The organism is Devosia sp. XK-2, assembly GCF_037113415.1.
GTDB lineage: Bacteria > Pseudomonadota > Alphaproteobacteria > Rhizobiales > Devosiaceae > Devosia.
Genome location: NZ_CP146608.1, coordinates 1,367,013 through 1,390,007 on the forward strand (window position 1 = coordinate 1,367,013; position 22,995 = coordinate 1,390,007).

Genomic DNA, 22,995 nt, shown 5'->3' on the forward strand with positions numbered 1-22,995 from the left:
CATCCCAGCCCCCTAGATCCCGTGCCGAACGCGCCAGGCGCCAAGGACGTCCAGGCTTTCGCGCACGATTCCGGCCACCAGTTTTTCGCCCTTTTCTGCCGTCGCGGGGCGGGGGTCGCCAAAGACACCTGATGGGTTGAAATCGCCCAATTGCATTGGCTCGGACCCGAAAGTGGGTGGAAAAGACGGATAGGATGCCTCCGCGCGCGTCATGTCGACGCCTTCGGGCGCCACCGACAACATGATCGCGGTTTCCACCTCGTCAGCATGGTAGAAATGCGGCGCCGCCGGCTTGCTGTCGCAGACCTCGCCGGCCAGTCTTTCAAGCCCCGGATAGTCGAGATGGCAAACCGGCAGGCCGGCCTCGGTGAGGGTGCGGGCGGCAAGCAGCATCGGCTCGCGATTGCCGAAATGGCCGTTGACCAGAACCAGCCCCTTGACCCCCATGCGCAGGACCTCGTGTCCGATGTCTTCGATCAGTGCCTGCAGCGTGCGCGGCGAGATCGAAATCGTTCCGGGAAAGCTGCGCGCAGTCCAGGCGTCGCCATAGGCGATGGGAGGCAACAGCAGGGCCTCGATCGCCTGTGCAATCCGCCGCGCCACGCCTTGGGACATGTCCGTATCCGTGGTTAGTGGCAGATGCGCGCCATGTTGCTCGCAGGCGCCAATGGCAAGAACCGCCAAAGTGCCTTCGCGCACCTTCGCGGCCACATCCGGCCAGGATGCACGGGCGAGATCGACCGCGCTCATATCGACCACCCATATATCCGTAGCGCGGCGGATGGCGCGATTGCGCCCAGCAGTTCTTGGGTCGAGCGCGAATAGTCCACATCGCCTCCGGACACGGTGCCCAGATCGACCGAAACAATGTCATGGGCCGATTGCCCATGCGCCAACAGATTGACCATTGCCATCTGCAGCGGTTGGATCGTTGGATTGAACGCCACGCTTTCTATCGCAAAGCCTGCATATTGGGCGCCGTCTCGCATCGTTAGCACCACGGCGGCGGGACATTTGCTATAGGGCGAGTGACTGAGTGCACCAGCGCGCAAAAGCGGGGCAGGGACCTTATCCTGATCGCCGGCAGGCGTCAGATTGGGCCATAATGCACGCCCCGGCACCGCACCACGCTCGCCCAAATAGGCCGGATCGAACGGCCAGGGATAAAGCTGTGCCATGGTCAGTGTGTGGCCGAGCGGGTCGATCAGTTCCAACCCATCGCTGGCGGCATATTCGGCAAGACATTGCCGGCAATGGGCGCAGGGATGGGCCTCGCCAATGGCAATGACCGAGATATTGGTGCCCCGGCTCATCGCCCGCGTGAACACAAAGCCCTCGCCATGCAGCGTGTAGCCCAAATGGGTTCCGGGAAATTCCACATTGCCGCCCAGAATCAGATTGCCCGTCTCTGCTTCCAGCCCGACTGCACCGACATGGAAATCGGAGATCGCGGGAGCGGCATATTGCTGTGCAACATCGAGCAGCAAAAGCATCAGCTCTCGTATCGAGCTCAGCCCAAAGCGAACGATCAGCTCTTCCGCAAGGGCATTTGGAAGGACGCCGCCATCGTTCTCCGCCGCGTCGAAGTGCGCCTTTTGCAGGTAGTCCTGAATGGCAGCCTGCACCGACTGCCTGGCATGCTCGCCCAGCGCGGCAAGCCGTTCGGGAATGGCAGGGTCAGCAGAAAAGGGGTTGCTGCTCATCCTATGCTCGCTGAAAATCTAGGCACTTGTTCATAACGCTCGCTTGAAAGGCATCTTGTTCGGGATAGCATTTGACAAGCCTCATAAAACTGGCGTTAGATCGAATTGTAAAGCGCTTTACTAGCGATAGGTCAAATGGGTTCTGTTCTGCTCCGCGACGCCACCGTTCTGACGGTAGATGCTCAAAACACCGTCTATGCGCCTGGCTGGGTTGCCATTTCCGATCAGCGGATCACAGGTCTCGGCCCAATGCAGGACTGCCCGCCGGACGACGGATTTGGCGAGGTTTTTCGTCTGCCGGGTCGGCTCGTTATGCCTGGCCTTGTCAATGCCCACACGCATTCGGCCATGATTCTGTTTCGTGGTCGCTCCGAGGGGCAAAGCCTGCTCACCATGGAAGGCTGGTACAACTCCATCCGCGAGCCCGAACTGTCGCTGATCGCCAGCGATATCGGTCCGTCCGTGGCCCTGTCCTGCGCCGAAATGGCGCTTTCGGGCACGACGACCTTCTGCGATCAGTATTTCTTCGCCGACGAAATCGCCGAAGCGGTGGGGCAGGCGGGTCTGCGAGCCGTTATCGCCTATGGTATTGTGCAGCTCGGCGACAAAGAGCGCGGCGAACAGGAGCTCAAAAGCGCCTCGGCCTTCATCGAGCGTCAACGCTCGGCCGATGGCCGCATCATTCCCTGGTTTGGCCCGCATGCCCCCTATGTCGACAATTCCGAGGACCTGATCCGGGCTGAAGTCGAACTGGCCGTCAAATATGGTTGCGGCATGCATCTGCATATGGCCGCCGGTCCCGAGGACAATGAAGAGACCATGGCCCGCTATGGCCTTACCGCGACCCAGGCCCTGGATCGGGATGGCTTCTTTGCTGGTCGCGTTCACGCGGCCCATTGTCTTGACCTGTCCGAACAAGACATCGCCATCTTCGCCGCTGCCCCTGCGGCGTCGGTGGCCTATTGCGCCACGGCCGGCCTGCGCTCGGGCCGCGAGGGCATGTGCCCGGCCGTGGCGCTGCGCAATGCCGGCGTGGTGGTGGCCCTTGGCACCGACAATGTTGCCGCCAACAACGCCTATGACATGATTGCCGAAATGCGGGTCGCGGGCCTGGTGGCTTCACATCGCGAGGGTGTCGCCCAGCCCATCTCCAGTCGCGACCTGATACGCATGGCCACCATTGATGGCGCTCGCGCGCTCGGCCTCGATCACGAGATCGGCTCGCTCGAACCGGGTAAGGCCGCCGACATAATCGCCGTTCATCTCGGGGGTCCAGGATATTCCGAAACACCCGACATCGAGACCCTGCTGGTCTATTCCGGCAGCGGTCGGGACGTCGAACACGTCTGGGTGGCTGGTGAACACCTCGTCGCAGACCGGCAGTTGACCCGTCGTCCCTTCTCCGAAATCAGAAATGACTATTCCATGACTTACAAAGACTTCTGGGCGCGGGTTGAATCAGCGCGCGAGGTTGCCTGACCATGGTGCGCAAGCTCCTCCTCGATAGCGACGGCGGCGTGGACGACGCGCAGGCCCTGCTCATGCTCATCGCCGCCGGGCGCACGCCGGACGCAATCACCAGCGTTTTCGGCAATGTCGGCCTGCAAGCGGCCACCCGAAACCTGCTCACCGTACTCACCGTCGCCGGCAAACCCGACGTGCCCGTGCATATGGGCGCTGATCGGCCCCTGATACAGCCGGTGATTGACGCTAAATACATTCACGGAGAAGACGGGCTGGGCGGCGCGCCCAGGCCTGATAGTATCCCGGAACCCGCCAGTGCGGACGCGGTCGGCTTGCTGATCGAGACCTTTCAGGCTGCAATTGATGCAGGGGACAAGGTCGATATCCTGATGATCGGACCATTGACCAACCTGGCCCTGGCACTGCGACTGCGGCCTGGCATTGCCGCGGGAATTGGCCAACTCTCCATTATGGGCGGCACTGTCTATGGGCGCGGCAACACCACCCCGGCGGCCGAATTCAACATCTATGCCGATCCCGAAGCCGCGGCCATCGTCTTTCAGGCGCCCATCGATATCCTTGTCGCGCCCTGGGAGCCTTGTGTAACCCACAATATGACTGGCGCCGATGTCGATGCACTTTTCGCAGACATCTCCGAATCCATCGAGAAGCAATTTTCCCAGACCCTGGCTGCGCATGCCCGGCAGACTATTGCCGGCTATGGCGGTGGCGACCATTTCCGCTTCGTCGATCCACTCGCTGCGGCGGCGGTAATCGAACCGGACATCGTCACAAAGTCCACACGCGCCTCGGTCGACGTCGCGCTCGCCCCGGGTATCACGCGCGGCATGACTGTCATCGATCCCTCAGGCCGCCTTGGTACGCCGATGGTGACGCTGATCGAAGAGGCTAAAATCGAGCGTCTGGTCGCGCTCTATCGCGCCTCAATCGCCTACCGGCCCGCACCTTAACAAACGACAAAGCCAACAGGAGCTCCGTCAATGTCCAAGACCAAGTTTACCCGCCGCGCCTTTGCCGGCCTCGCCGCCGCCGGGCTTCTTGCCTCGGTGTCGGCAAGTGCTGTCATCGCGCAGGAATACACCGCCGAAAATCCATTGACCGTGGCTTTGGTCGTCCACGGTAACCTGGGTGACAAGAGCTTCTTCGACAGCGCCGCGGCCGGACTGGACAAGGCCGAAGCCGAATTGCCGGTCGACGTGACCATCATTGAGGCCGGTCTCGATCGTGGCCGCTGGGAGCCCGCGCTGGCAGATGCGGTTGATCAGGGCTTCGATGTGGTCATCGCCGGCACCTGGGAAATGAACGGCTTCATGCAGGCGCTTTCGCCTGAATATCCGGACACCAAATTCATCCTGTTCGATGACGCCCCGGATTTTTCTGGTGGCGCCTTCCCCAATATCCTGGCAATCAATTACCGCGTCTCCACAGCGGGTTATCTGGCTGGCTACGCCGCAGCCAAGATCAGCGAAACCGGCAAACTGGGTGAAATTCTCGGCGTCGAAGGCACCACTGTGGTCGAATTCGCTCTCGGTTTCGAACAGGGTGCCAAGGCCGCCAATCCTGACGTCGAGGTGACGCGCGCTGTCGCGGGGTCCTTTACCGACCCTGCCAAGGGCAAGGAACTGGCACTGGCCCAGTTTGCGCAGGGCGTTGACATCGTCTTCCCCATTGCTGGCGGTACTGGCATCGGCGCGCTACAGGCGGCCCGTGATGAGGGCAAGCTGGCTGTTGGCGTTGACAGCGATCAGGCCGAAATCTTCGCACCGACCGATCCGGCCCAGGCCGAAGTGATCTTTACGTCCGTTGAAAAGAAGGTCGGGGAGTCGCTCTATACCGCATTGGCCCAGACCATTGATGGCACCGCTCCCTATGGCACCAATCTGATCCTCGGCCTGGCCGATGGCGCCGTGGGCATCGCCAAGAACAGCTATTACGAAGCTGCCGTGCCCGAGGACGTTCGCGCCGAGGTCGACGCCGAGGAGGCCAAGATCATCTCGGGCGAGATCGCGGTCGACACCGGCATGCAATAAGCCGACCGGCCCCGCTGGTGGGTGTTCCGCCAGCGGGGCCAGCTTTGCTTCTCAAGAGGATAATCGATGGCGCCTTTGCTTGAAGCCATATCGATCGGCAAGACCTATCCAGGCGGAACCGTCGCCAATGACGGGGTCGACCTCAGCGTTGCGCCCGGCGAGGTCCACGCCGTGGTCGGCGAAAATGGCGCCGGAAAATCGACATTGATGAAAATCCTCTTCGGCATTGAGCAACCCGATACCGGCGAGTTGCGCCTCGAGGGCCAACCAATTGCCTTTGCCAATCCCAGGGACGCCATCAATCACGGCATCGGCATGGTATTTCAGCATTTCTCGCTGGTGCCATCCTTTTCCGTCTACGAAAACGTCGTGCTCGGTTCCGAACCGCGCCGCGGCGTCAAGTTCGACCGCGCCAAGGCGATCGAAGAGGTGCGCGCGCTCTCGGAAAAATTCCGCCTGACCGTCGATCCCCTCCCGCCCGTCGGCCAACTCCCTGTCGGCCAGCAGCAGCGGGTGGAGATTCTCAAGGCGCTTTACCGGGACGCGCGCATCCTCATCCTGGATGAACCCACGGCGGTCCTCGCGCCGCAGGAAGTGGAAGAGTTGTTCATTGCGATCCGCGCGCTGGTGGCGCAGGGCCGCACCGTCATTTTTATCGCGCACAAACTTCCCGAAGTGCTGGAAATTTCGGATCGCATCACAATCATGCGCGGCGGCAAAACGGTTGGTTCAGTCAAGACCAGTGAGGTGACCGAGGACAGCCTCGCCACCATGATGGTTGGCCGCGAGATAGCACTGCGCGTCGATCGGGCCCGGACAAGCGGCGAAGTTGTCTGCGAAATCAAGGCATTGCGTATCGCCAATGACACCGGCGGTACCATCGCTGAGGACCTTAACCTCAAGGTCCGCTCTGGCGAAATTCTCGGCCTGGTTGGCGTCGAGGGCAACGGCCAGGCCGAATTGCTCGAGGCCGTCGCGGGGCTCCGCGATATCGCCGATGGCGCGGTTTATCTTGAAGGCACCAGCCTTAAGCCGTTGAGCGTGCTGCAACGCCGCGAGTTGGGCCTGGCCAGCATTCCGGAGGATCGCCTGGCGCGGGGCCTGGCGCCCGGTTCGACCATCGCCGAAAACATGGTCGCCACACGCCTCACCGATAAACGCTTCGTGCGAAATGGCCTGCTCGACCTCAAGGCTATCAAGGCCAATGCGCAATCGCTTATCGAGCGCTTTTCTATTCGCGCCGGCGGGCCGGGCTTTGCCGCTGGCACGCTCTCGGGCGGCAACATGCAGAAGGTCGTGGTGGCTCGCGAACTGGCCGAACAGCCCAAATTGCTGTTGGTCAATCAGCCGACGCGCGGTGTCGATCTGGGTGCCACCCAATTTATCTGGAAATCCCTGACTCAGGCGCGCGACGGTGGTGCTGCCATCCTTCTCAGTTCCGCGGACCTGTCCGAATTGCTGGCGCTCAGCGACCGCCTTGTCATCTTCTATCGCGGTAAGATCGTCGCTGCGTTCCACAATAGTGACGACCTCACACCTGAAACGCTGGGCACCTACATGCTTGGCCTCGATACCCAGGAACCCGAAACCATGCGGGCGGCCCTCCAATGAGTTCTCTTTCCTCCCACCGGCGCGACGTCTTCCTGCGTGAACTGGGGCGTGCCGGCACGGCCCTGGCGATCGCGCTGATCATTGCGCTCGTCGTTATTTTTGCCACTTCGAGCGATCCGGCAAAGGCGTTTACGACGCTTTTGACCGCGCCCCTCTCGTCCAACCGCACCATGGGTCTGTGGATCGACGATGTCGCCAAGCTGATCTTGACGGGTCTGGCTTTCAGCCTCGTCTTTCAGGCCCGCCAATTTTCCATGGGCGTTCAGGGGCAGGTCTACATGGGCGGCCTTTTCGCTGCCCTGGTCGCCATGTCGCCCATGGGCGCGACGCCGCTGGCCATTCCACTGGGCATGTTGGCTGGCATGATCGCGGGTTCCGTCTACGGCCTCATTCCCGGCTATGCCAAGGCCCGTTTCGGGGCGAGCGAGATCGTTTCCTCGCTTATGCTCAATTACATCGCCATTCTGGTGGTAAATTATCTGATCCGCGCCCACCTTGCCCCGCCGGGAACGGGCCAGTTGATGACGGCAAAATTTCCCGACACAGCGATCTTCCCGGCCATTCTGCCCGGCACCCGCTTCGACCTTGGTATTGTTATTGCGGTCGTTGCGACTTTCGCAGTCTGGTTCCTGCTCTACCGCACCAATTGGGGCCTCAAGCTGCGATTGGTCGGACATAACCCGAAATTCGCTGAATATGCCGGTATTCGCGCCAAATTTATCATGGTGTCAGCCATGACCGTGGCAGGGGCGATCGGCGGTCTGCTCGGCTCCGTTTTCGTGCAGGGCAGGGCCTTCGGCAATCTGGCGCAAAACTTTGACGGCAATCTCGCCTTTGAAGGCATCCTGATCGCCATTGTCGCCCGGTCCCGTCCTCTGGCCGTGCCATTCGTGGCTTTGGCCTACGGATATCTGCGCCAAGGCGCCCAGCTCATGGGCATCCGCACGGACGTGCCGACAGAAATGATCTCGGTGGTTCAGGCCATTATCATTCTGCTGGTCGCCTCCTCCTTCACCCTGCCGGGTAAGACCCTTTTTACCCGCCTGATGGGACGCCGGCCTGCGCCCGTCACCGCGTCGGAGGCCACGCCATGATGGAACTTCTGATGACGGTCTTGTCGGCGACGTTCTTTGTGACCGTGATCCGCACCACGACACCCTTGCTTTTCGCCACTCTGGGCGGGCTGATTTCCGACCTGTCCGGCGCGCTCAATGTTGCGCTTGAAGGTATGATGCTGATCGCCTGCCTGACCGCCGTGATCGTCTCCGTCTATGCGCCCTGGTATGTGGCCGTGCTGTCCGGCGTTTGTGCCGGCGCCATGCTCGGCGCGCTGATGGCCCTGTTCCATTTGCGCTTTAAAGCCGACATCATCCTGGTCGGCTTCGCGGTTAATATCCTTGCAACCGGTGGTACCGTTTTTGCCCTGTCTCAGGCGACGGGTGGAGACAAAGGTACTTCAATCAATCTTCCCTCCAAGGCTATCCCGGCCGTCGATCTGTCCTTCCTATCAGCCATTCCGGGCATCGGCCCGCTGCTCAAAAGCCTGCTGTCGGGCCATTCGCTGCTCTCCTGGCTGGCTTTGCTGATGGTCTTCGGGGTCTGGTATTTCCTCTATCGCACGCCCTATGGCCTTTGGCTGCGTGGCGTCGGCGAATATCCGGCTGCGCCCGAGGCGGCCGGCGTGCCGGTCAACACGGTCCGCGCCTGGGGATTGGTTGCATCCGGCGCACTTGCCGGCCTGGGCGGAGCCCAGCTCGCAATGTTCAACTATATCGGCTTTACCAGGGACATGACGGCTGGCCGCGGCTTTATCGCCCTGGGCGCCGTACTGCTAGGTGCTCGCCACCCGGTCGGCGCAATGTTGGCGGCGCTGTTGTTCGGCATCTTCGAAGCGCTGGCAATCGTCATGCCCAATCTCTTCAACTGGATACCGGGCGAGATCATCCAGACCATTCCGTTCGTGGTTACGGTCCTGGCGCTGGTTCTGTTCAGCTACCGTGCACAGCGGGCCCGGCAACTGCGTACGCTGAGCAAGATATGAGCCTGCCCGACGACCTGGTCCTCTCATCAGCCGATGAGGTCAAAATCCGCCAGCACCTGCTGCTGGTTTCCTTGGGCAAAAGGCCGGCCGATCTCGCCATCGAGGTTGGTCGCCTCCTGGCCGTGCATGCCAATGAGTGGCTGGAAGGGCAGGAGATTGTCATTGCGGGTCGGCGCATCGCCTATATCGGCCCCATCGGCTCCTATCGCGGCGATGTCAAAAAGCGCGTTTCTTACCCGGACCTCTCGGCCGTCCCAGGCTTTGGTGAAGTCCACAAACACATTGAATCCACCCATCTGACGCCCGAATTCGAGGCGGAACTGGTCTTGCCGCGGGGCAATACCTGGACCTGCGAGGCCAGCCACGAATTCGCCAATGTGAACGGCCCCAAGAACATTGAATTCTGGGAAAAGGCGCGGCGCGCCGGTTCTCCGCTCAAGATCTTTATTCAGCCCGGCTCGGCCGTGCCGCCCAGCGCATGGGAACAATCGGGTGGCTACTATGGTTACGGCGAGCAAAAGCAGTTTCTCGCTGAAGCCCTCTCCGTCACCAGCCTCGATGAAGTCATGGACTGGCCCTCGGTCTGGGACCCGTCAAACCCCGGCTATGCCCGTATGTGGGGGATGATCGGGGCCACCTTCGAAATGCGCGGTGTTGTGGAAGGCCATGGTTCGGGCCTCACCGACCCGCACGATATTTCTGCGTTTGCGGCAGCAGGCCTTTCTTCAGACCACGAGGTCTGGGCGCTGGATGAGGCATGGGATCGGCTCATGCGTGGCCTGTTCACCGAACTGCGGCCATTCTCCTACGACGCCATCATTCCCGGTCTGATCGAGAGGGGGCTGAAGGATTGGTCGAATATCGCCTTTACCACCGACGACCGCAGCGCCACCGACACACTCAAGGATGGCGCAGCCGATCACAATGTCCGCCATGCCATTCATTATGGTCTTGCGCCCGAAATCGCCATCCAATGTGCCACCATCAACCCTGCGCGCCATATGCGCATCGATCAATGGGTCGGTTCGATCACGCCAGGCCGCTACGCCGATATCGTGCTGCTGCGCGATGTCGAAGCGGTCGATATCGCTCATGTTTATGCCGATGGCCAATTGGTGTCCGAGAACAAGAGCTATATCGGACCGGATATGCGCATCAACTGGCCCGATTGGGCCAGTGGCACCATTAATATCGGTCGCGAATTGACGGCCGTCGACTTCGCGATCAAGGCCGACCCCGGCCGTGAGACCATGCAGGCCGCCATTCTGCGACCCTTCCATTGGAACGAGGATTTCCTGGTCGAGCAATTGCCAGTCATTGACGGCGAAGTTCAGCGCGCTCCGGAAAGGCTCATAACCAAGTGGTCCATGATTGATCGCTATCGCGGCGATGGCGCGGTGGCATCCATGTTCTGGATCGGTGTCGGTCCCTCCGACCCCGAGACCGCGCTGTGCTGTTCGGTCGCCCACGACAGCCACAACATCTGGTGCATTGGCTCGTCCGATGCGGCCATGGCCAAGGCGGTCAACCGCCTTGCCGAAATCGATGGAGGCTGGGTACTGGTGCATCGAGGCGAGGTGGTCGCCGAAGTGCGGCTCGAAATTGCCGGGCTCATGACCGCGCGCCCCGCCGACGCCTTCGATGAGGACATGCAGGCCTTTCTCTCCCGCGCGGCTGAGGTGGACTGGGTCTACGCACCCGCGGCCATGAATCGATGGAAACCCGGCTTTCCTGAATTCCTGATCTTTGCCACGCTCACATGTGCGCCTTGGCGTTGGGTGCTTGTCGCCCCTTCCGCGCTTTGCCCGGAGGGTTTTGTGAATGTACAAACCGGCGAGACGCACAGGATCGTCTGGTAGGCTCCAGGGTTCGCAAGCGAGCCCTTGGCAGGCCTGATAACCATGCGCTCCAAGTTTTCCTGCGGACGGGACGGGGGCGATCCGACTCTGATCGAGATTGTCCCCCAAAATTGCTCCGTTGCCTCGGTTGATTTTTTAAGGTGAGTAAAGTAGTCACCTTAATCAATGTGAACTGGAGGATTTCAATGACCTTTTCATTCGGCGCGCGCTCGTTTCGCGGCCTGGCACTTGCGCTCTCGCTTTCTGTGGCTCCGGTTGCCGCGTTTGCTGCCACACCCAGCGACGCGGAAGTGCTTAGCACCTATGCTGATATTGCCCTGGCTGGTTATGAGGACTCACTGCAAACGGCAAAACTGCTCGATGCGGCAATCGATGCCCTGATCGCAAATCCCAGCAAGGAAACACTTGAGGCCGCTCGCGCCGCCTGGAAGGCAGCGCGCCTGCCTTATCAGCAGACCGAAGCTTTTCGCTTCGGCAACCCTATCGTCGATGAATGGGAGGGCCGCGTGAATGCCTGGCCGCTGGATGAGGGCCTGATCGACTATGTCGCAGCCAGCTATGGCACGGAAAGCGACAGCAACGCTCTTTATGTCGCCAATGTCATTGCCAATCCTAAGATCAGCATCGACGGCGTTGAAGTGGACGCCAGCGAAATCACGCCGGACTTGTTGCAGGAGCAGTTGCAGGAAGCGGCCGGCGTCGAGTCCAACGTGGCGACCGGCTATCACGCTATCGAGTTCCTGCTCTGGGGGCAGGACCTGAACGGAACCGATCCTGGCGCGGGCGAGCGAGCCTTCATTGACTATTCGACTGCCGACAATGCAGACCGCCGGGCGGCCTATCTCAAGGCCGCATCAACCCTTCTTGTCAGCGATATCGAGGAGATGGTTGCCAATTGGGAGGAGGGCGGCGCGGCACGCGAGGCTTTGCCGGAATTGGGTCTTTCCGCAATTCTGACCGGGATGGGTTCTCTGAGCTTTGGTGAACTGGCGGGCGAGCGAATGAAGCTCGGCCTGCTGCTGCACGATCCCGAGGAAGAGCACGATTGCTTCTCCGACAATACACACGTCTCGCATCTGCAGGACGCGCGCGGCATCCAGAACGTCTATCTGGGCCGCTATGTCCGCATCGACGGCTCGGTCGTCGAAGGCCCCTCGATGTCAGATGTGATTGCTGAGCGGGATCAGGCGCTGGACGCGGAAATCAAGGGCCTGCTTGAGGATACGCTGACCAAGATGCAGGTGATGGCCGACCGTGCCGAGGCGATAGAGGCTTATGACCAGCAAATCGGTGAAGGCAATAGCGAAGGCAATGCAGTGGTGCAGGCGGCCATTGATGGTCTCATTGCGCAGACCCGTGGTATCGAACGCGCCGTGGCCCTGCTCGAACTGGACAATGTGACGATTGAGGACAGCGACTCGCTTTCCAATCCGGACGCCGTCTTCGAGTAGGCGCCCTGTGTTCTGGCGACCCGGGCCACGGCCCGGGTCGGTTGGGGTTTGATGTTCTATGCAGTTTCGTTTCACCTTTGCGCTGATCGCCCTTCTTTCGGGGGGCATGGTGTTTGCGGAAGATTTGGGCACGCGCACCGATGTGAACGGCGACGATCTTGCGCGCGTTCGATCTGTCACCGCGCTCACGACGGATTTTTCGAAACCCGAGAACTTCGAAACCAATCCCGCCGGGAAGGGCACGACTCGTTTCTCGGTCAACCAGGACTCGTTCAGCCACTTCCTGGACAATCTCAGCTTTGAACAGGAGGAAAAGTTCAAGCTGGGCAATGCTCTGTTCCGCAAGATTTGGGTGAGTTCGCCCAGTTCCACCCAGGCATCCGACGGTCTTGGGCCACTCTTCAACGCGCGCGGCTGCCAAAGTTGCCACATTAAGGACGGGCGCGGTCACCCGCCCTTTGAGGGGCAGGCAGAAAATGTCTCTATGTTCCTGCGCCTATCCGTACCACCAGGGGAAAACGATCCTCGTCCCACAGTGGACGGTGTACGGGCCGGCGTGGTTGGCGATCCTGTCTATGGCACCCAATTGCAGGATTTCGCCGTGCCGGGTCTACCGGCCGAGGGGCGCATGGTGATCGACTATGTCGATCTGCCGGTAACACTCGGCGACGGGAACCAGGTCGTTCTCCGGTCGCCGACCTATTCCGTAGCCGACCTGGCCTATGGCCCGCTGGCTGACGATGTCATGCTCTCGCCGCGCATGGCCAATCCAATGATCGGATTGGGGCTGGTCGAAGAAATCCCGCCCGAGGACATATTGGCCAATGCCGATCCCGATGATGCGGACGGCGACGGCATTTCGGGCCGGCCAAACTGGACGATAGCGCCGGAGACGAACACGCTCGCTCTTGGACGCTTCGGCTGGAAGGCGGGCATGGCGACCATTCGCAGCCAATCCGCTGCTGCCTTTGCCGGCGATATCGGCATATCCACGCCCTTGGTCGACAAACCCTATGGCGATTGCACCGATGCGCAGTCCGATTGCCTGGCGCTCCCGACCGGCGAGCAATCCAGGCTCGGGCCGACCGAAGCGCCATCGCCTGTGCTGGATCTTGTGACCTTCTACGCACAGACGCTTGGTGTGCCCGAACGGCGCAATGTGGGCGATCCTCGGGTTCTCGCCGGCAAGGCCGCTTTCTACCAGGCCGGTTGCGCAAGTTGCCACATACCCAAATTCGTCACCAGTCGCGATGCGGAAAACCCGGCGCATCGCTTCCAACTGATCTGGCCCTATTCCGATTTCCTGCTGCACGACATGGGGGAGGGGCTGGCAGATCACCGACCCGAAGGTCAGGCCGACGGCTTCGAATGGCGCACGCCGCCGCTATGGGGGATTGGCCTGACCGAGGCGGTTTCCGGCCACACCTTCTTCCTGCATGATGGGCGGGCGCGCAATCTGGCCGAAGCCATCCTCTGGCATGGCGGCGAGGCGCAGGCGGCACGGGACGCGTTTGCCGGAATGAATGCGCAGACACGACAAGACCTTATTGTGTTTCTGGAGTCCCTTTGATGCGCAGCTTGCTCATTTTCGTGGCGCTGCTCGGCATGGCTGCCCCGGCCGCTGCTCGGACATTGCCCAGGCCCGAAGCGGTCGAGGCCGTGCTGCAAGCAGCGGTGACCGATGTGATCAGACCCGGCATGCAGCGCTTCCAGGCCACCAGCGAGGAAATGGTCGATACTCTGGAGACCCTTTGCGCCGCGCCGGCGCCGGATGCCCTGGCAAGCTCACGGCGGATTTTTGAGACCGTGGTCGCAGCCTATGGCGGAATAGATTTCCTGCGCTTGGGTCCGCTGCTGGAAGAGAACCGCGCCGATCGCCTGCTGTTCTGGCCGGATCGGCGCAGCATCGGCCTGCGTCAGGTTCAGGCCATTCTCGCCGAAGAGGATGCATCTGCGACCCAATTGACGGCCCTGCAGGACAAGAGCGTAGCCGTACAGGGTTTGGGGGCGCTTGAATTCGTTCTCTACGGAACGGGCTCAGACGGCCTGACGGACCCTGCTGGAGCGTTTCGTTGTGCCTATGGCCGCACCATCGCCGCCAATATAGCCCAGATCGCGGGCGAGTTGGTGACCGATTGGAACGCAACGGGCGGCGTAGCCGATCACCTCACATCGCCCCATCCGGACTATGCCGACTATCGCACGACAGTGGAAGCCATGGAGGAGGTGGTAGGACTTGTCGCCCATGGCGCTGAAACGCTGCGCGACCGCCATCTTAAGCCGTTCCTGGCAGGTCCTGAAAAGGCCGCGTCGCCCAAGCTTGCGGTGTTTTGGCGTTCGGGACTGACCCTGGTTTTTGTGCGCGCCAATATTGAAGCCATGCACGCGCTTGCCGTGCCAACCGGCCTGACCCGGGCGGTGGATGAGAAGGATAAATGGCTCGTCAGTTCGGTCGATTTCGAGTTTCGCAACGCGTTGCGGGCGCTCGACGGCGTAACATTGCCCCTGGCCGAGGCGCTGGACAATCAGGAGCAGGCCGCGGCGCTGGACTATCTGGTTCTCGTGACCGGTGCGCTCCAATCGGTCGTTGGCGAGCAATTGTCGGCTGCCCTGGGGCTCAGCGTCGGCTTTTCCTCACTCGACGGGGATTGATCATGTGGCATCGGCGCGCCTTCCTCAAATCGGCCGGAGCCGGTTTTCTCGCTGGCCTCGCGCCGCGCCAGCTTCTGGCACTTGACCGAAATGAGCTGGTTTTTGCCAGCGCGGTCCGCAGGGAAAGCGGCCAATATGGCGCTGTGCTGTTGGGGGAGCGCGGGGACATTGTCTCGATTATCGATCTGCCCGACCGCGGTCACGACATCACTTTCAGTCGCGAGGCTGGGCGCGGTGTTGTCTTTGCCCGCCAGCCGGGCACCTTTGCGGTCGTCTTTGATCCGGAGGGTCGGGAGGCTCCCAAGACGCTGACTAGTGCGGAAGGCCGGCACTTTTTCGGTCACGGTGCATTCTCGCCCGACGGTCGCCTCCTCTACGCCACCGAAAGCGATTTCGAGGCCGCGCAGGGCGTCATCGGCATCTATGACGCCACAGACGATTACCGGCGGGTTGGCGAATTCTCCACCTATGGCACAGGTCCGCATGAAATGTTGCTTATGCCCGATGGCGTCACGTTCGTGGTGGCCAATGGCGGCATCGAAACCCATCCCGACTATGGCCGGGCCGAGCTGAACCTTGAGACCATGGATCCGTCGGTTGTCTTCATCGACCGGCGCGACGGCCATCTCGTGGGGCAACTGCGACTTGATGCAGGCCTACATCAATTGTCCATCCGGCACATGGATATCGATGCGCGCGGACGCGTTTGGTTTGGGTGCCAATATAAGGGCGCACCGGGTGACACCCCTCAACTGGTTGGTTTTGCGACCATGGAAGGGGAGATCAGGCTGATGGAACTACCCGCCGACACTCTGATCGACCTGCGCAATTATGTCGGTTCGGTTGCCGCGTCCGCTGACGGGCACACAATCGCGATTTCTTCCCCCCAGGGCGACCGGCTGGTCGCCATCGACACTGAGCGCCAGCGCCCCATATTGGTTGAGGCGCTGCGCAGCGGTTGCGGGCTTGCCGCCGATCGGGCGGGGTTTGTGGCCACCAGCGGAACTGGCGAAATGATCGGCATAGCCGGTGCCGAACGGTCCCGACAGCAATTCGATTTTCTTTTCGACAATCACATGCTCGGATTCGGCTGACCGCAGGGCCTGCCATCCCATCCGGTCGCGCCATGGTACGGCATTAGCGCCTTCCCAAACGCCTATACACACCATCGCGCAGAGCGCGCTGCCTCGTCGTGTGCCCCAAGCCTGCCAGCCGAAGTGCGAGGTCCCATCCGCAAAGTGTTGGTGACCACACAGCCGCCGGCCACGAAACCGGACGTGCCGAAGGCCAGAAGGCACCTGCTGTCCGCCGCTGCCTGGGCCGTGTGTCGCCTGGGGAAGCATGTCGGTTCCAGTCTTGCCTATTGCAAAATGTAATGTAATAACATGACGTGTTGACAGTCGGTTCTGAACGTCCGTTACCGGCTGTGCCGGCGGACGACCTTCGCCGCGTCCCGCCGTAAAATTCCAACTGGAGAACAAGCAATGAAGAACCTGACGATGGGCCTCTCCGCGCTGGCCCTGTTTGCCGGCCTGACTGGCGCACCGCTGGCCAAGGAGGACGTCATCGCGTGGCGGCCGTTCGTGTCCGGCCATACTGAGCCGCTGACCTCGAGCTCGCATGCGATCGACACCCGGAGCGTCGCCGAAAAAGGTGAAATCGCCATTGAGGACAGGCCACTCAACCTCATCGCGGCGAACAGCGCTGGCCTCGTCGACGAGAGCAAAGAAGGCAGCCACGATCACGAGGTGCATGATCATGATGAGCATGCCCATGCCCACGATCACGACGACCAGATCTACAAAGGTTATTTCGAGGACAGCCAGATCGCGGATCGTCCCTTGTCCGATTGGGAAGGCGACTGGCAGTCGGTCTATCCGCTACTGCAGGATGGCACACTGGCCCCGGTCATGGCGCACAAGGCCGAAGCCGGCACCATGACGGCTGAGGAATACACCGCCTATTACAATGTCGGCTATCAGACCGACGTGGAACGGATCACCATCGAGGGCGATACGGTCAGCTTCTACGCCGCCGGTGAGCCGCTTGTGGCGGACTACGCCTATGATGGCTATGAGGTCCTGACCTATGAAAAGGGCAATCGCGGCGTCCGCTTCATCTTCGCCAAGACCCAGGGAGATGAGACTGCGCCCGGGTTTATCCAGTTCAGCGACCACCGCATCGCGCCCAGCACCGCCGATCACTATCACCTCTACTGGGGGGATGATCGCGCGGCCCTGCTCGAAGAGCTGAGCAACTGGCCGACCTACTATCCGTCCGATCTCAGCGCCGACGAGATCGTCGCGGAAATGCTCGCACACTGATCAGGGCCTTGGCGCCCGGCCCTTGGTCCGGGTGCCAAACCCATTCCGACGTTTTTTGTGCATCTCGGCCCCAAGGGATGAGCCTACCAGACCCATTCCCAAATTGGGCAGCGGCCTGATAGGGCAATTTGCATTACCTGCTGCATTGCCGCCGGCCACCCGGCTGCATTGGTGGGGCAGGCTGGGCTTTTCGTCGACCTCGCCCGATGAGCCTTCGCCCCGAGCGTGTACCTTGCCGCTTCCTCGGGATCGTCTGCTTGTATCCTGGTCTTAGTCCAGATCTGCCATCGCGATTTCAGTGAGCATGGCCCGGACGGTCTCGCTTACGGGGACCGTCCCGATCGGACAGCGATAAATTTTGCTACCAGTCGAAGCGATGACAATGCCGCCCTCGACATAGTAGCAGGCGCGTCGTACCCGCTCGCCGACGCGAACTTCTACGGTGTGGACCACGTTCGCTTGGTCAAAGTCGGCATATCCAGGATGGGCATGCATATTGGATCTCTTTGGCGCAGCCGCGTCATCATAATGCGGCTCCTTTTCGAACAGGAACATCCATTGTCAGGGTGCACTTGCACGACGGGCGGCGCAGGCCCGCATAGCGAGGTTAGGGTACTCCCACTGGCACTAAAACAAGGGAAACCCGACAAATATAACCGACCGATAAGCGCGATTTGGAGGCATCCTCTTCTCCAGGCACGATATTATGATTATGCTATCGGCAGTCGCAGACCGCCTGGTTCTGGGACCTTCCGCTCTAGAACCGGGGGGCAGATTTCCTGTCAGAGGCGCGACGTCAGAACGCAATTGTTCGCCATTCCGCCCCGGGCTCATCGCATGTCCGCCTAGGCAATGCCCTTGCCGCCGGTCACGCCGAAGACTTCGCCGGTTATATAGCTGCCTTCCTGCGATGCGAGCAGCACATAGACTGGCGCCAGTTCGACCGGCTGTCCGGGACGCCCGAAAGCGCTTTGCTGACCAAATGTCTCGACCTTGTCCCGCGGCTGCCCGCCACTGGGTTGCAACGGTGTCCAGAATGGGCCCGGCGCCACGGCGTTCACACGGATACCTTTCTTGATCAGTTGCTCGGAGAGCGCCTTGGTATAGGCAACAATGCCGGCCTTGGTTGTAGCATAATCGAGCAGGTGCGAAGAAGGCTCATAGGCCTGAATGGACGCGGTGGTGATGACCGAGGCTCCGGGCGGCAGGTGTGGCACCGCGGCCTGCGCCAGCCAGTGCAGCGCATATAGGTTTGTCTTCATCGTCTTGTCGAAGTCGTCCGAACTGACTTGGTCGACGGAGGGCCGCGTCTGTTGCCGGCCAGCATTGATGACCAGAATGTCCAGTCCGCCCAGCTTTTGGACGGCCGAGGCAATGAGTTCACGGCAAAACGCTTCCTCGGACACGTCGCCGGGTAGCGCAAAGCCCCTTGTCCCGGCCGCCTCGATCAGGCTGATCACATCTTGCGCGTCTTCCTGCTCGGACGGCAGAAAGTTGATCGCCACATCCGCACCTTCGCGGGCATAGGCTATGGCGACTGCCCGACCGATGCCGGAATCGCCGCCGGTGATCAGCGCCTTGCGCTCGGTGAGCCGTCCGAAGCCGGCATAGCTCTGCTCGCCGTGGTCTGGCGGCGGTTCCATCTTGCCCGCCAAGCCAGGGGGCCGTTGCGGCTGAGGGGGAAAGGGCGGGGCCGGATATTGGTGGCGAGGATCCTGTAGCGTAAATCGATCTGTCATTCTGTCCTCCGGGTACTTGCAGCACCAATGCGCTGGCGGTGTCGGGGTTCCCCGGATTGATCGAGGGCATGGGACACACCTCGGGGCGGGGCAGGGCGCCACCGCCTGAACATAATAAAGGGCCCTGCCAAGCAAGGCCCTTGCTAGCGAAATGTCCGCTGGCTGGTCAGTCGTCCGATTTGTGGTCGGGTTTGCCCTTTCGGCTGGTCGAGGCCATGTCCTCGAGCTCCTGCTCGCTCATGGAATCGTACATCGAGCGCGATGCTCCTTGCAGTTCACTAACCTTGGTTTCGCCGCGTTTGGCCGACAGGGCTGCCCCGGCCGCCATCTGCTGCGACTTCGATTTTGCTGGCATGGCAATACTCCTTTTCACTGAAATGTCTTCGCCTGCCGCCGCGTTCTGCACATCCTGGCGGACGTGGGGCTTGCGCAGCAGGCCAAGGACAAACGCGCCAGGCGCCGTAAGGATCAGAAATCCTCCCCTACAGGGCTCGGCGCCGTATTGCTCAGCAGGCCACGCCGGACGATGCGGAATCAGGCCAACGGCCTGGTGGGGGCCTGGCCCTCATTTTCTTGCCCTGGGGCAGGTGCCAGTGGCGCTCCCGACGCGGACCGGGGATTGCGTCCCGACAAAGGTTGGCCAGCAAGCCGTATTTGTTTGCGCTCGAGCAAACACGAAACAGAATGCCCGGTAACCACGATACACCACATATTGACGTTATCATAATGCCGGGCACACGATCTGGTGGTTATCAGGAACTCACGGAACCGCCAATGCCCGCCGCTCTCGCCACCGCCCGTCCCCATATCGACATCCGCGCAAGCATTGACGAATATCTCGATCAGTCCGATTGGCGGGTGAACGCCAATGCCAATCAGGGCTATTCCCTGGGCGGCCTGATCCTCAACACTGCTGGCAAGGTTGTCGCCAATTACTGGCTCTCGCACGTCTATCCCGAAGCCATTGGCCAGGCCCACCGGGACGCCGACATCCATATCCATGACCTGGACATGCTCTCGGGCTATTGCGCCGGCTGGTCGCTGCGCATGCTGCTGGAAGAGGGTCTCAATGGCATACCTGGCAAGATCGAAGCCGGCCCGCCCAAACATCTCTCAAGCGCCGTCGGCCAGATCGTCAATTTCCTCGGCACACTGCAGAACGAATGGGCCGGTGCCCAGGCGTTCAGTTCCTTCGATACCTACATGGCCCCGTTCATCCGCAAGGACGGGCTCGAATATGCCCAGGTCCGTCAGGCCATCCAGGAACTGGTCTACAACCTGAATGTGCCCGCGCGCTGGGGCACGCAGGCGCCCTTCACCAATCTGACCTTCGACTGGACCTGCCCACGCGACCTTCGAGAACAGGCGCCAGTGATAGGAGGAGAGGTCATGGCATTCACCTATGGCGACCTCCAGGCTGAAATGGACATGATCAACCAAGCCTATATCGAGGTGATGACCGCTGGTGATGCAATGGGCAGGGTCTTCACCTTCCCCATCCCCACCTATAACATCACGCCTGATTTCATCTGGGACAGTCCTAATGCCGACAGGCTTTTCGCCATGACGGCCAAATACGGACTTCCCTATTTTCAGAACTTCGTCAATTCCGATCTCGAACCGCATATGGTGCGCTCGATGTGCTGCCGCTTGCAGCTCGACCTCACCGAATTGCTCAAGCGTGGCAATGGGTTGTTCGGTAGTGCCGAGCAGACGGGTTCGCTCGGCGTTGTCACGATCAATTGCGGCCGGCTGGGCCATGTCTACGCTGGCGATGAAGCGGGATTGATCGCCCGGCTCAACACACTCATGGACATGGCGCGCGACAGCCTCGAGATCAAGCGCCGGGTCATCCAAGGGCACATGGACGGCGGGCTCTATCCCTATACGAGGCGCTATCTGGGCAGCCTGCGCAACCATTTCTCGACCATTGGCATCAACGGCCTCAATGAGATGATCCGCAACTTCACGCGCGATAGCGAGGACATCACGACCGCCGAGGGCAGGGCCCTTGCCCTTCGCTTGCTCGATCACGTAAGGGCGCGCATCACCCAATTTCAGGAAGAAACCGGGCACCTCTACAATCTCGAGGCGACGCCTGCGGAGGGCACGACCTACCGTTTTGCCAAGGAGGATCGCAAGCGCTTTCCCGGCATCCTGCAGGCGGGAACGGACGAAAACCCTTACTACACCAATTCCTCCCAGCTCCCGGTTGGCTACACCGACGATCCGTTTGAAGCGCTGACCATGCAGGACGAGCTGCAGTGCAAATATACCGGTGGAACGGTGCTGCATCTCTACATGACAGAGGCGCTTTCGAGCGGCGACGCCTGCCGCAAGCTGGTGCGGCGGTCGCTGGAGAACTTCCGCCTGCCTTACATCACCATCACGCCCACATTCTCCATATGTCCGACGCATGGCTACCTGTCAGGCGAACACCAGTTTTGCCCGAAATGCGATGAGGAGCGTATCGCCAAGAAACGCGCCATCCCCGTCAACTGAGCTCACGAAAGGAACCTGTCATGAGCATTCACCCGACCGATCTCGTTGCCAACCAGCCCCAAGAGCCGCTGCTGCTCGATAGCGAGCGGCAACCCTGCGAAATCTGGACCCGCGTCATGGGCTATCATCGCCCCGTCTCGTCGTTCAATCGCGGCAAGAAGGGCGAATTCCGCGAGCGTCGCTACTTCCGTGAAGCGAGTGCCAAGCTTGACTGATATCCGTATTGGCGGAGTGGCCCGGCTGTCGTCCTGCGACTGGCCGGGCCAGCTTGTCGCCACCATCTTTTGCCAGGGCTGCCCCTGGGCTTGCCGCTATTGCCACAATCCCCACCTCATCCCCGCAACGGGCGACGAGCAGATTGAATGGGCGTCGGTGCTGGGCTTTCTCGCCGCGCGGCGAGGCTTGCTCGACGGCGTTGTCTTTTCGGGAGGCGAACCGACCCTGCAACAGGGCCTGGAAGATGCCATAAGGCAGGTCCGGGCAATGGGTTTTCGTATAGGCCTGCACACCGGCGGTCCCTATCCGGGGCGGATGGCGCAACTCCTGCCGCTGGTCGATTGGGTCGGGTTTGATATCAAGGCGCCCAAGGCCGGCTATGATCGGATCACCAATGCCCGGAATAGCGGCGACAAAGCGTTACGCAGTTTGCGTCTCTTGCTCGATAGCGGGGTCGACTATGACCTGCGCACCACCGTGCATCCCGATCTTCTGAGCGATGACGATCTGGACGTCCTGGCAGCCGAAGTTCAGGCCATTGGCGGCAAAGGTCACCGTCTTCAAAAATTCCGAGCCGATGGTTGCTCCGATGATGCGCTCATCCGAAGCCGGGCCCTTCATCAACACGGTTCTGCTTAGCCTTTGGCCTGGGCATCAATCTCGAACACCAGGCGCAAGAAAGCCCTTCCACTCAGGAGTGGAAGGGCTTTTTTGCAGGTCTCAGTGCGGCCGGTAAGGCCGGGTGTCCCTCCTAGATGCCGAGCCCCGCATAGGCAGCATTGAGGCGCTCCTGGGCCTTGTTCGGCACCTTGACGGCCTTGGCGGCGTCCAGGTTCGGTAACTCATCGCCGACGGCGATGGCACCGACCATGCCCATGGCGAAGTGCGGCGTGCACTTGAAACCATAGAGGCCCGGCACATCGAAGGTCACCTCGAGCGCTTCATTGACCTTGCCTTTGAAGGTCTCAGCCCCTTCGGGAAGCATGTCCTTGATAGTCTCGACATTATGGCTCTTGTCGGTGGGGATGAAGGTCACCGTATCGCCAGGCTGTATGGCCAGGAAATTGGGTTCAAAGACCATCGTACCGGCCTCGCCCTTGTTGAGCATGTGAATCTCGAAATTCGCCGCAAAGGCGGTGGTGGCCAGCCCACCAAGGGCAACCAGGGTCATAAAGGCGGTAGCGACTGCACGCATCGGGAATCTCCTTGGCAAATGGGTCGGCTGACCCGTTGGCGGCGTTCTAGGCGGTGCAGCTCGAATGATCTTTGATCCGGGTCAAATATTGTCGCCTCTATGCGCGACAAAAAATCCCAATTCTTATTTGCTCTCGATCAACGAACGCTTGTCGGTGCGGGCGTAAACCCATTGCCGAAGGAACAAA

22 protein-coding genes are annotated in these 22,995 nt (G+C 60.9%); 15 read left to right on the forward strand and 7 right to left on the reverse strand.

The features are described 5' to 3' along the window. Nucleotides 1-12: 12 nt before the first annotated feature. The 3 genes from V8Z65_RS06575 to V8Z65_RS06585 form a co-directional block, all read right to left on the reverse strand. Nucleotides 13-750 (reverse strand): creatininase family protein, encoded by a 738-nt coding sequence (locus V8Z65_RS06575; protein ID WP_338723319.1) that lies wholly within the window; start codon nucleotides 748-750, stop codon nucleotides 13-15. Next, the gene (locus tag V8Z65_RS06580) at nucleotides 747-1,703 is read right to left on the reverse strand and encodes a hypothetical protein (protein WP_338723320.1); all 957 of its coding nucleotides are present in this window, start codon (nucleotides 1,701-1,703) and stop codon (nucleotides 747-749) included. Before V8Z65_RS06580 ends, V8Z65_RS06575 begins: the two co-directional genes overlap by 4 nt. Nucleotides 1,704-1,823: 120 nt before the next feature. Next, nucleotides 1,824-2,045 carry a hypothetical protein gene (locus V8Z65_RS06585; RefSeq protein ID WP_338723321.1) on the reverse strand — a complete coding sequence of 74 codons (222 nt, stop codon included), beginning with the start codon at nucleotides 2,043-2,045 and terminating at the stop codon, nucleotides 1,824-1,826. Nucleotides 2,046-2,051: 6 nt separating this feature from the next. Between V8Z65_RS06585 and V8Z65_RS06590 the strand changes: the two genes are divergently transcribed. The 12 genes from V8Z65_RS06590 (at nucleotide 2,052) to V8Z65_RS06645 (ending at nucleotide 17,156) form a co-directional block, all read left to right on the forward strand. Continuing rightward, the gene (locus V8Z65_RS06590; RefSeq protein ID WP_338723322.1) at nucleotides 2,052-3,182 is read left to right on the forward strand and encodes an amidohydrolase family protein; all 1,131 of its coding nucleotides are present in this window, start codon (nucleotides 2,052-2,054) and stop codon (nucleotides 3,180-3,182) included. A gap of 2 nt (nucleotides 3,183-3,184) precedes the next feature. After that, a complete protein-coding gene (locus tag V8Z65_RS06595) occupies nucleotides 3,185-4,138 on the forward strand; it encodes a nucleoside hydrolase (RefSeq protein WP_338723324.1) in 954 nt (317 codons plus the stop codon). A 30-nt stretch (nucleotides 4,139-4,168) separates the two neighbouring features. Next, entirely contained in the window at nucleotides 4,169-5,218 is a 1,050-nt protein-coding gene (locus V8Z65_RS06600; RefSeq protein ID WP_338723325.1) for a BMP family ABC transporter substrate-binding protein, read from the forward strand. Between the two features lie 66 nt (nucleotides 5,219-5,284). Beyond that, nucleotides 5,285-6,829, forward strand: a complete 1,545-nt coding sequence (locus V8Z65_RS06605) for an ABC transporter ATP-binding protein (RefSeq protein ID WP_338723326.1) — start codon at nucleotides 5,285-5,287, stop codon at nucleotides 6,827-6,829. Then, nucleotides 6,826-7,923: an ABC transporter permease gene (locus V8Z65_RS06610; RefSeq protein ID WP_338723327.1), complete on the forward strand. Its 1,098-nt coding sequence runs from the start codon at nucleotides 6,826-6,828 to the stop codon at nucleotides 7,921-7,923. The genes V8Z65_RS06605 and V8Z65_RS06610 overlap by 4 nt, the downstream gene beginning before the upstream one ends. After that, nucleotides 7,920-8,870, forward strand: a complete 951-nt coding sequence (locus tag V8Z65_RS06615) for an ABC transporter permease (RefSeq protein ID WP_338723328.1) — start codon at nucleotides 7,920-7,922, stop codon at nucleotides 8,868-8,870. The genes V8Z65_RS06610 and V8Z65_RS06615 overlap by 4 nt, the downstream gene beginning before the upstream one ends. Further along, on the forward strand, nucleotides 8,867-10,729 hold the full coding sequence (locus V8Z65_RS06620) for an adenine deaminase C-terminal domain-containing protein (RefSeq protein ID WP_338723330.1): 1,863 nt from the start codon (nucleotides 8,867-8,869) through the stop codon (nucleotides 10,727-10,729). Before V8Z65_RS06615 ends, V8Z65_RS06620 begins: the two co-directional genes overlap by 4 nt. Nucleotides 10,730-10,914: 185 nt before the next feature. After that, nucleotides 10,915-12,180, forward strand: coding sequence for an imelysin family protein (locus tag V8Z65_RS06625; protein ID WP_338723332.1), 1,266 nt, complete (start codon nucleotides 10,915-10,917; stop codon nucleotides 12,178-12,180). Nucleotides 12,181-12,286: 106 nt separating this feature from the next. Next, nucleotides 12,287-13,750 (forward strand): di-heme oxidoredictase family protein, encoded by a 1,464-nt coding sequence (locus V8Z65_RS06630; RefSeq protein WP_338723967.1) that lies wholly within the window; start codon nucleotides 12,287-12,289, stop codon nucleotides 13,748-13,750. Continuing rightward, nucleotides 13,750-14,832 carry an imelysin family protein gene (locus V8Z65_RS06635; RefSeq protein WP_338723333.1) on the forward strand — a complete coding sequence of 361 codons (1,083 nt, stop codon included), beginning with the start codon at nucleotides 13,750-13,752 and terminating at the stop codon, nucleotides 14,830-14,832. Before V8Z65_RS06630 ends, V8Z65_RS06635 begins: the two co-directional genes overlap by 1 nt. A 2-nt stretch (nucleotides 14,833-14,834) precedes the next feature. Then, nucleotides 14,835-15,926 carry a DUF1513 domain-containing protein gene (locus V8Z65_RS06640; RefSeq protein WP_338723334.1) on the forward strand — a complete coding sequence of 364 codons (1,092 nt, stop codon included), beginning with the start codon at nucleotides 14,835-14,837 and terminating at the stop codon, nucleotides 15,924-15,926. Nucleotides 15,927-16,316: 390 nt separating this feature from the next. Continuing rightward, on the forward strand, nucleotides 16,317-17,156 hold the full coding sequence (locus V8Z65_RS06645; RefSeq protein ID WP_338723336.1) for a metal-binding protein ZinT: 840 nt from the start codon (nucleotides 16,317-16,319) through the stop codon (nucleotides 17,154-17,156). Between the two features lie 270 nt (nucleotides 17,157-17,426). Here the strand turns inward: V8Z65_RS06645 and V8Z65_RS06650 are convergent, their stop codons facing one another. From V8Z65_RS06650 to V8Z65_RS06660, 3 genes are all read right to left on the reverse strand, one after another. Then, the gene (locus V8Z65_RS06650) at nucleotides 17,427-17,711 is read right to left on the reverse strand and encodes a hypothetical protein (RefSeq protein ID WP_338723337.1); all 285 of its coding nucleotides are present in this window, start codon (nucleotides 17,709-17,711) and stop codon (nucleotides 17,427-17,429) included. Nucleotides 17,712-18,001: 290 nt separating this feature from the next. Beyond that, nucleotides 18,002-18,895 carry an SDR family oxidoreductase gene (locus V8Z65_RS06655; RefSeq protein WP_338723338.1) on the reverse strand — a complete coding sequence of 298 codons (894 nt, stop codon included), beginning with the start codon at nucleotides 18,893-18,895 and terminating at the stop codon, nucleotides 18,002-18,004. A 166-nt stretch (nucleotides 18,896-19,061) separates the two neighbouring features. Next, nucleotides 19,062-19,250 (reverse strand): DUF3008 family protein, encoded by a 189-nt coding sequence (locus tag V8Z65_RS06660; RefSeq protein WP_338723340.1) that lies wholly within the window; start codon nucleotides 19,248-19,250, stop codon nucleotides 19,062-19,064. 419 nt (nucleotides 19,251-19,669) lie between these two features. On the opposite strand from V8Z65_RS06660, the gene V8Z65_RS06665 reads away from it, so the two are divergent. From V8Z65_RS06665 to V8Z65_RS06675, 3 genes are read left to right on the forward strand one after another with little or no spacing between them, the layout of a single operon-like run. Continuing rightward, complete coding sequence (locus tag V8Z65_RS06665; RefSeq protein ID WP_338723341.1) at nucleotides 19,670-21,397, forward strand: ribonucleoside triphosphate reductase; 1,728 nt, start codon at nucleotides 19,670-19,672, stop codon at nucleotides 21,395-21,397. 20 nt (nucleotides 21,398-21,417) lie between these two features. Continuing rightward, on the forward strand, nucleotides 21,418-21,612 hold the full coding sequence (gene nrdD / locus V8Z65_RS06670) for an anaerobic ribonucleoside-triphosphate reductase (RefSeq protein WP_338723343.1): 195 nt from the start codon (nucleotides 21,418-21,420) through the stop codon (nucleotides 21,610-21,612). Continuing rightward, nucleotides 21,596-22,252, forward strand: a complete 657-nt coding sequence (locus tag V8Z65_RS06675) for an anaerobic ribonucleoside-triphosphate reductase activating protein (protein WP_338723344.1) — start codon at nucleotides 21,596-21,598, stop codon at nucleotides 22,250-22,252. The genes nrdD and V8Z65_RS06675 overlap by 17 nt, the downstream gene beginning before the upstream one ends. 112 nt (nucleotides 22,253-22,364) lie before the next feature. Here V8Z65_RS06675 and V8Z65_RS06680 read toward each other — a convergent pair whose 3' ends face one another. After that, nucleotides 22,365-22,808: a pseudoazurin gene (locus V8Z65_RS06680; RefSeq protein ID WP_338723345.1), complete on the reverse strand. Its 444-nt coding sequence runs from the start codon at nucleotides 22,806-22,808 to the stop codon at nucleotides 22,365-22,367. Nucleotides 22,809-22,995: the final 187 nt, after the last annotated feature.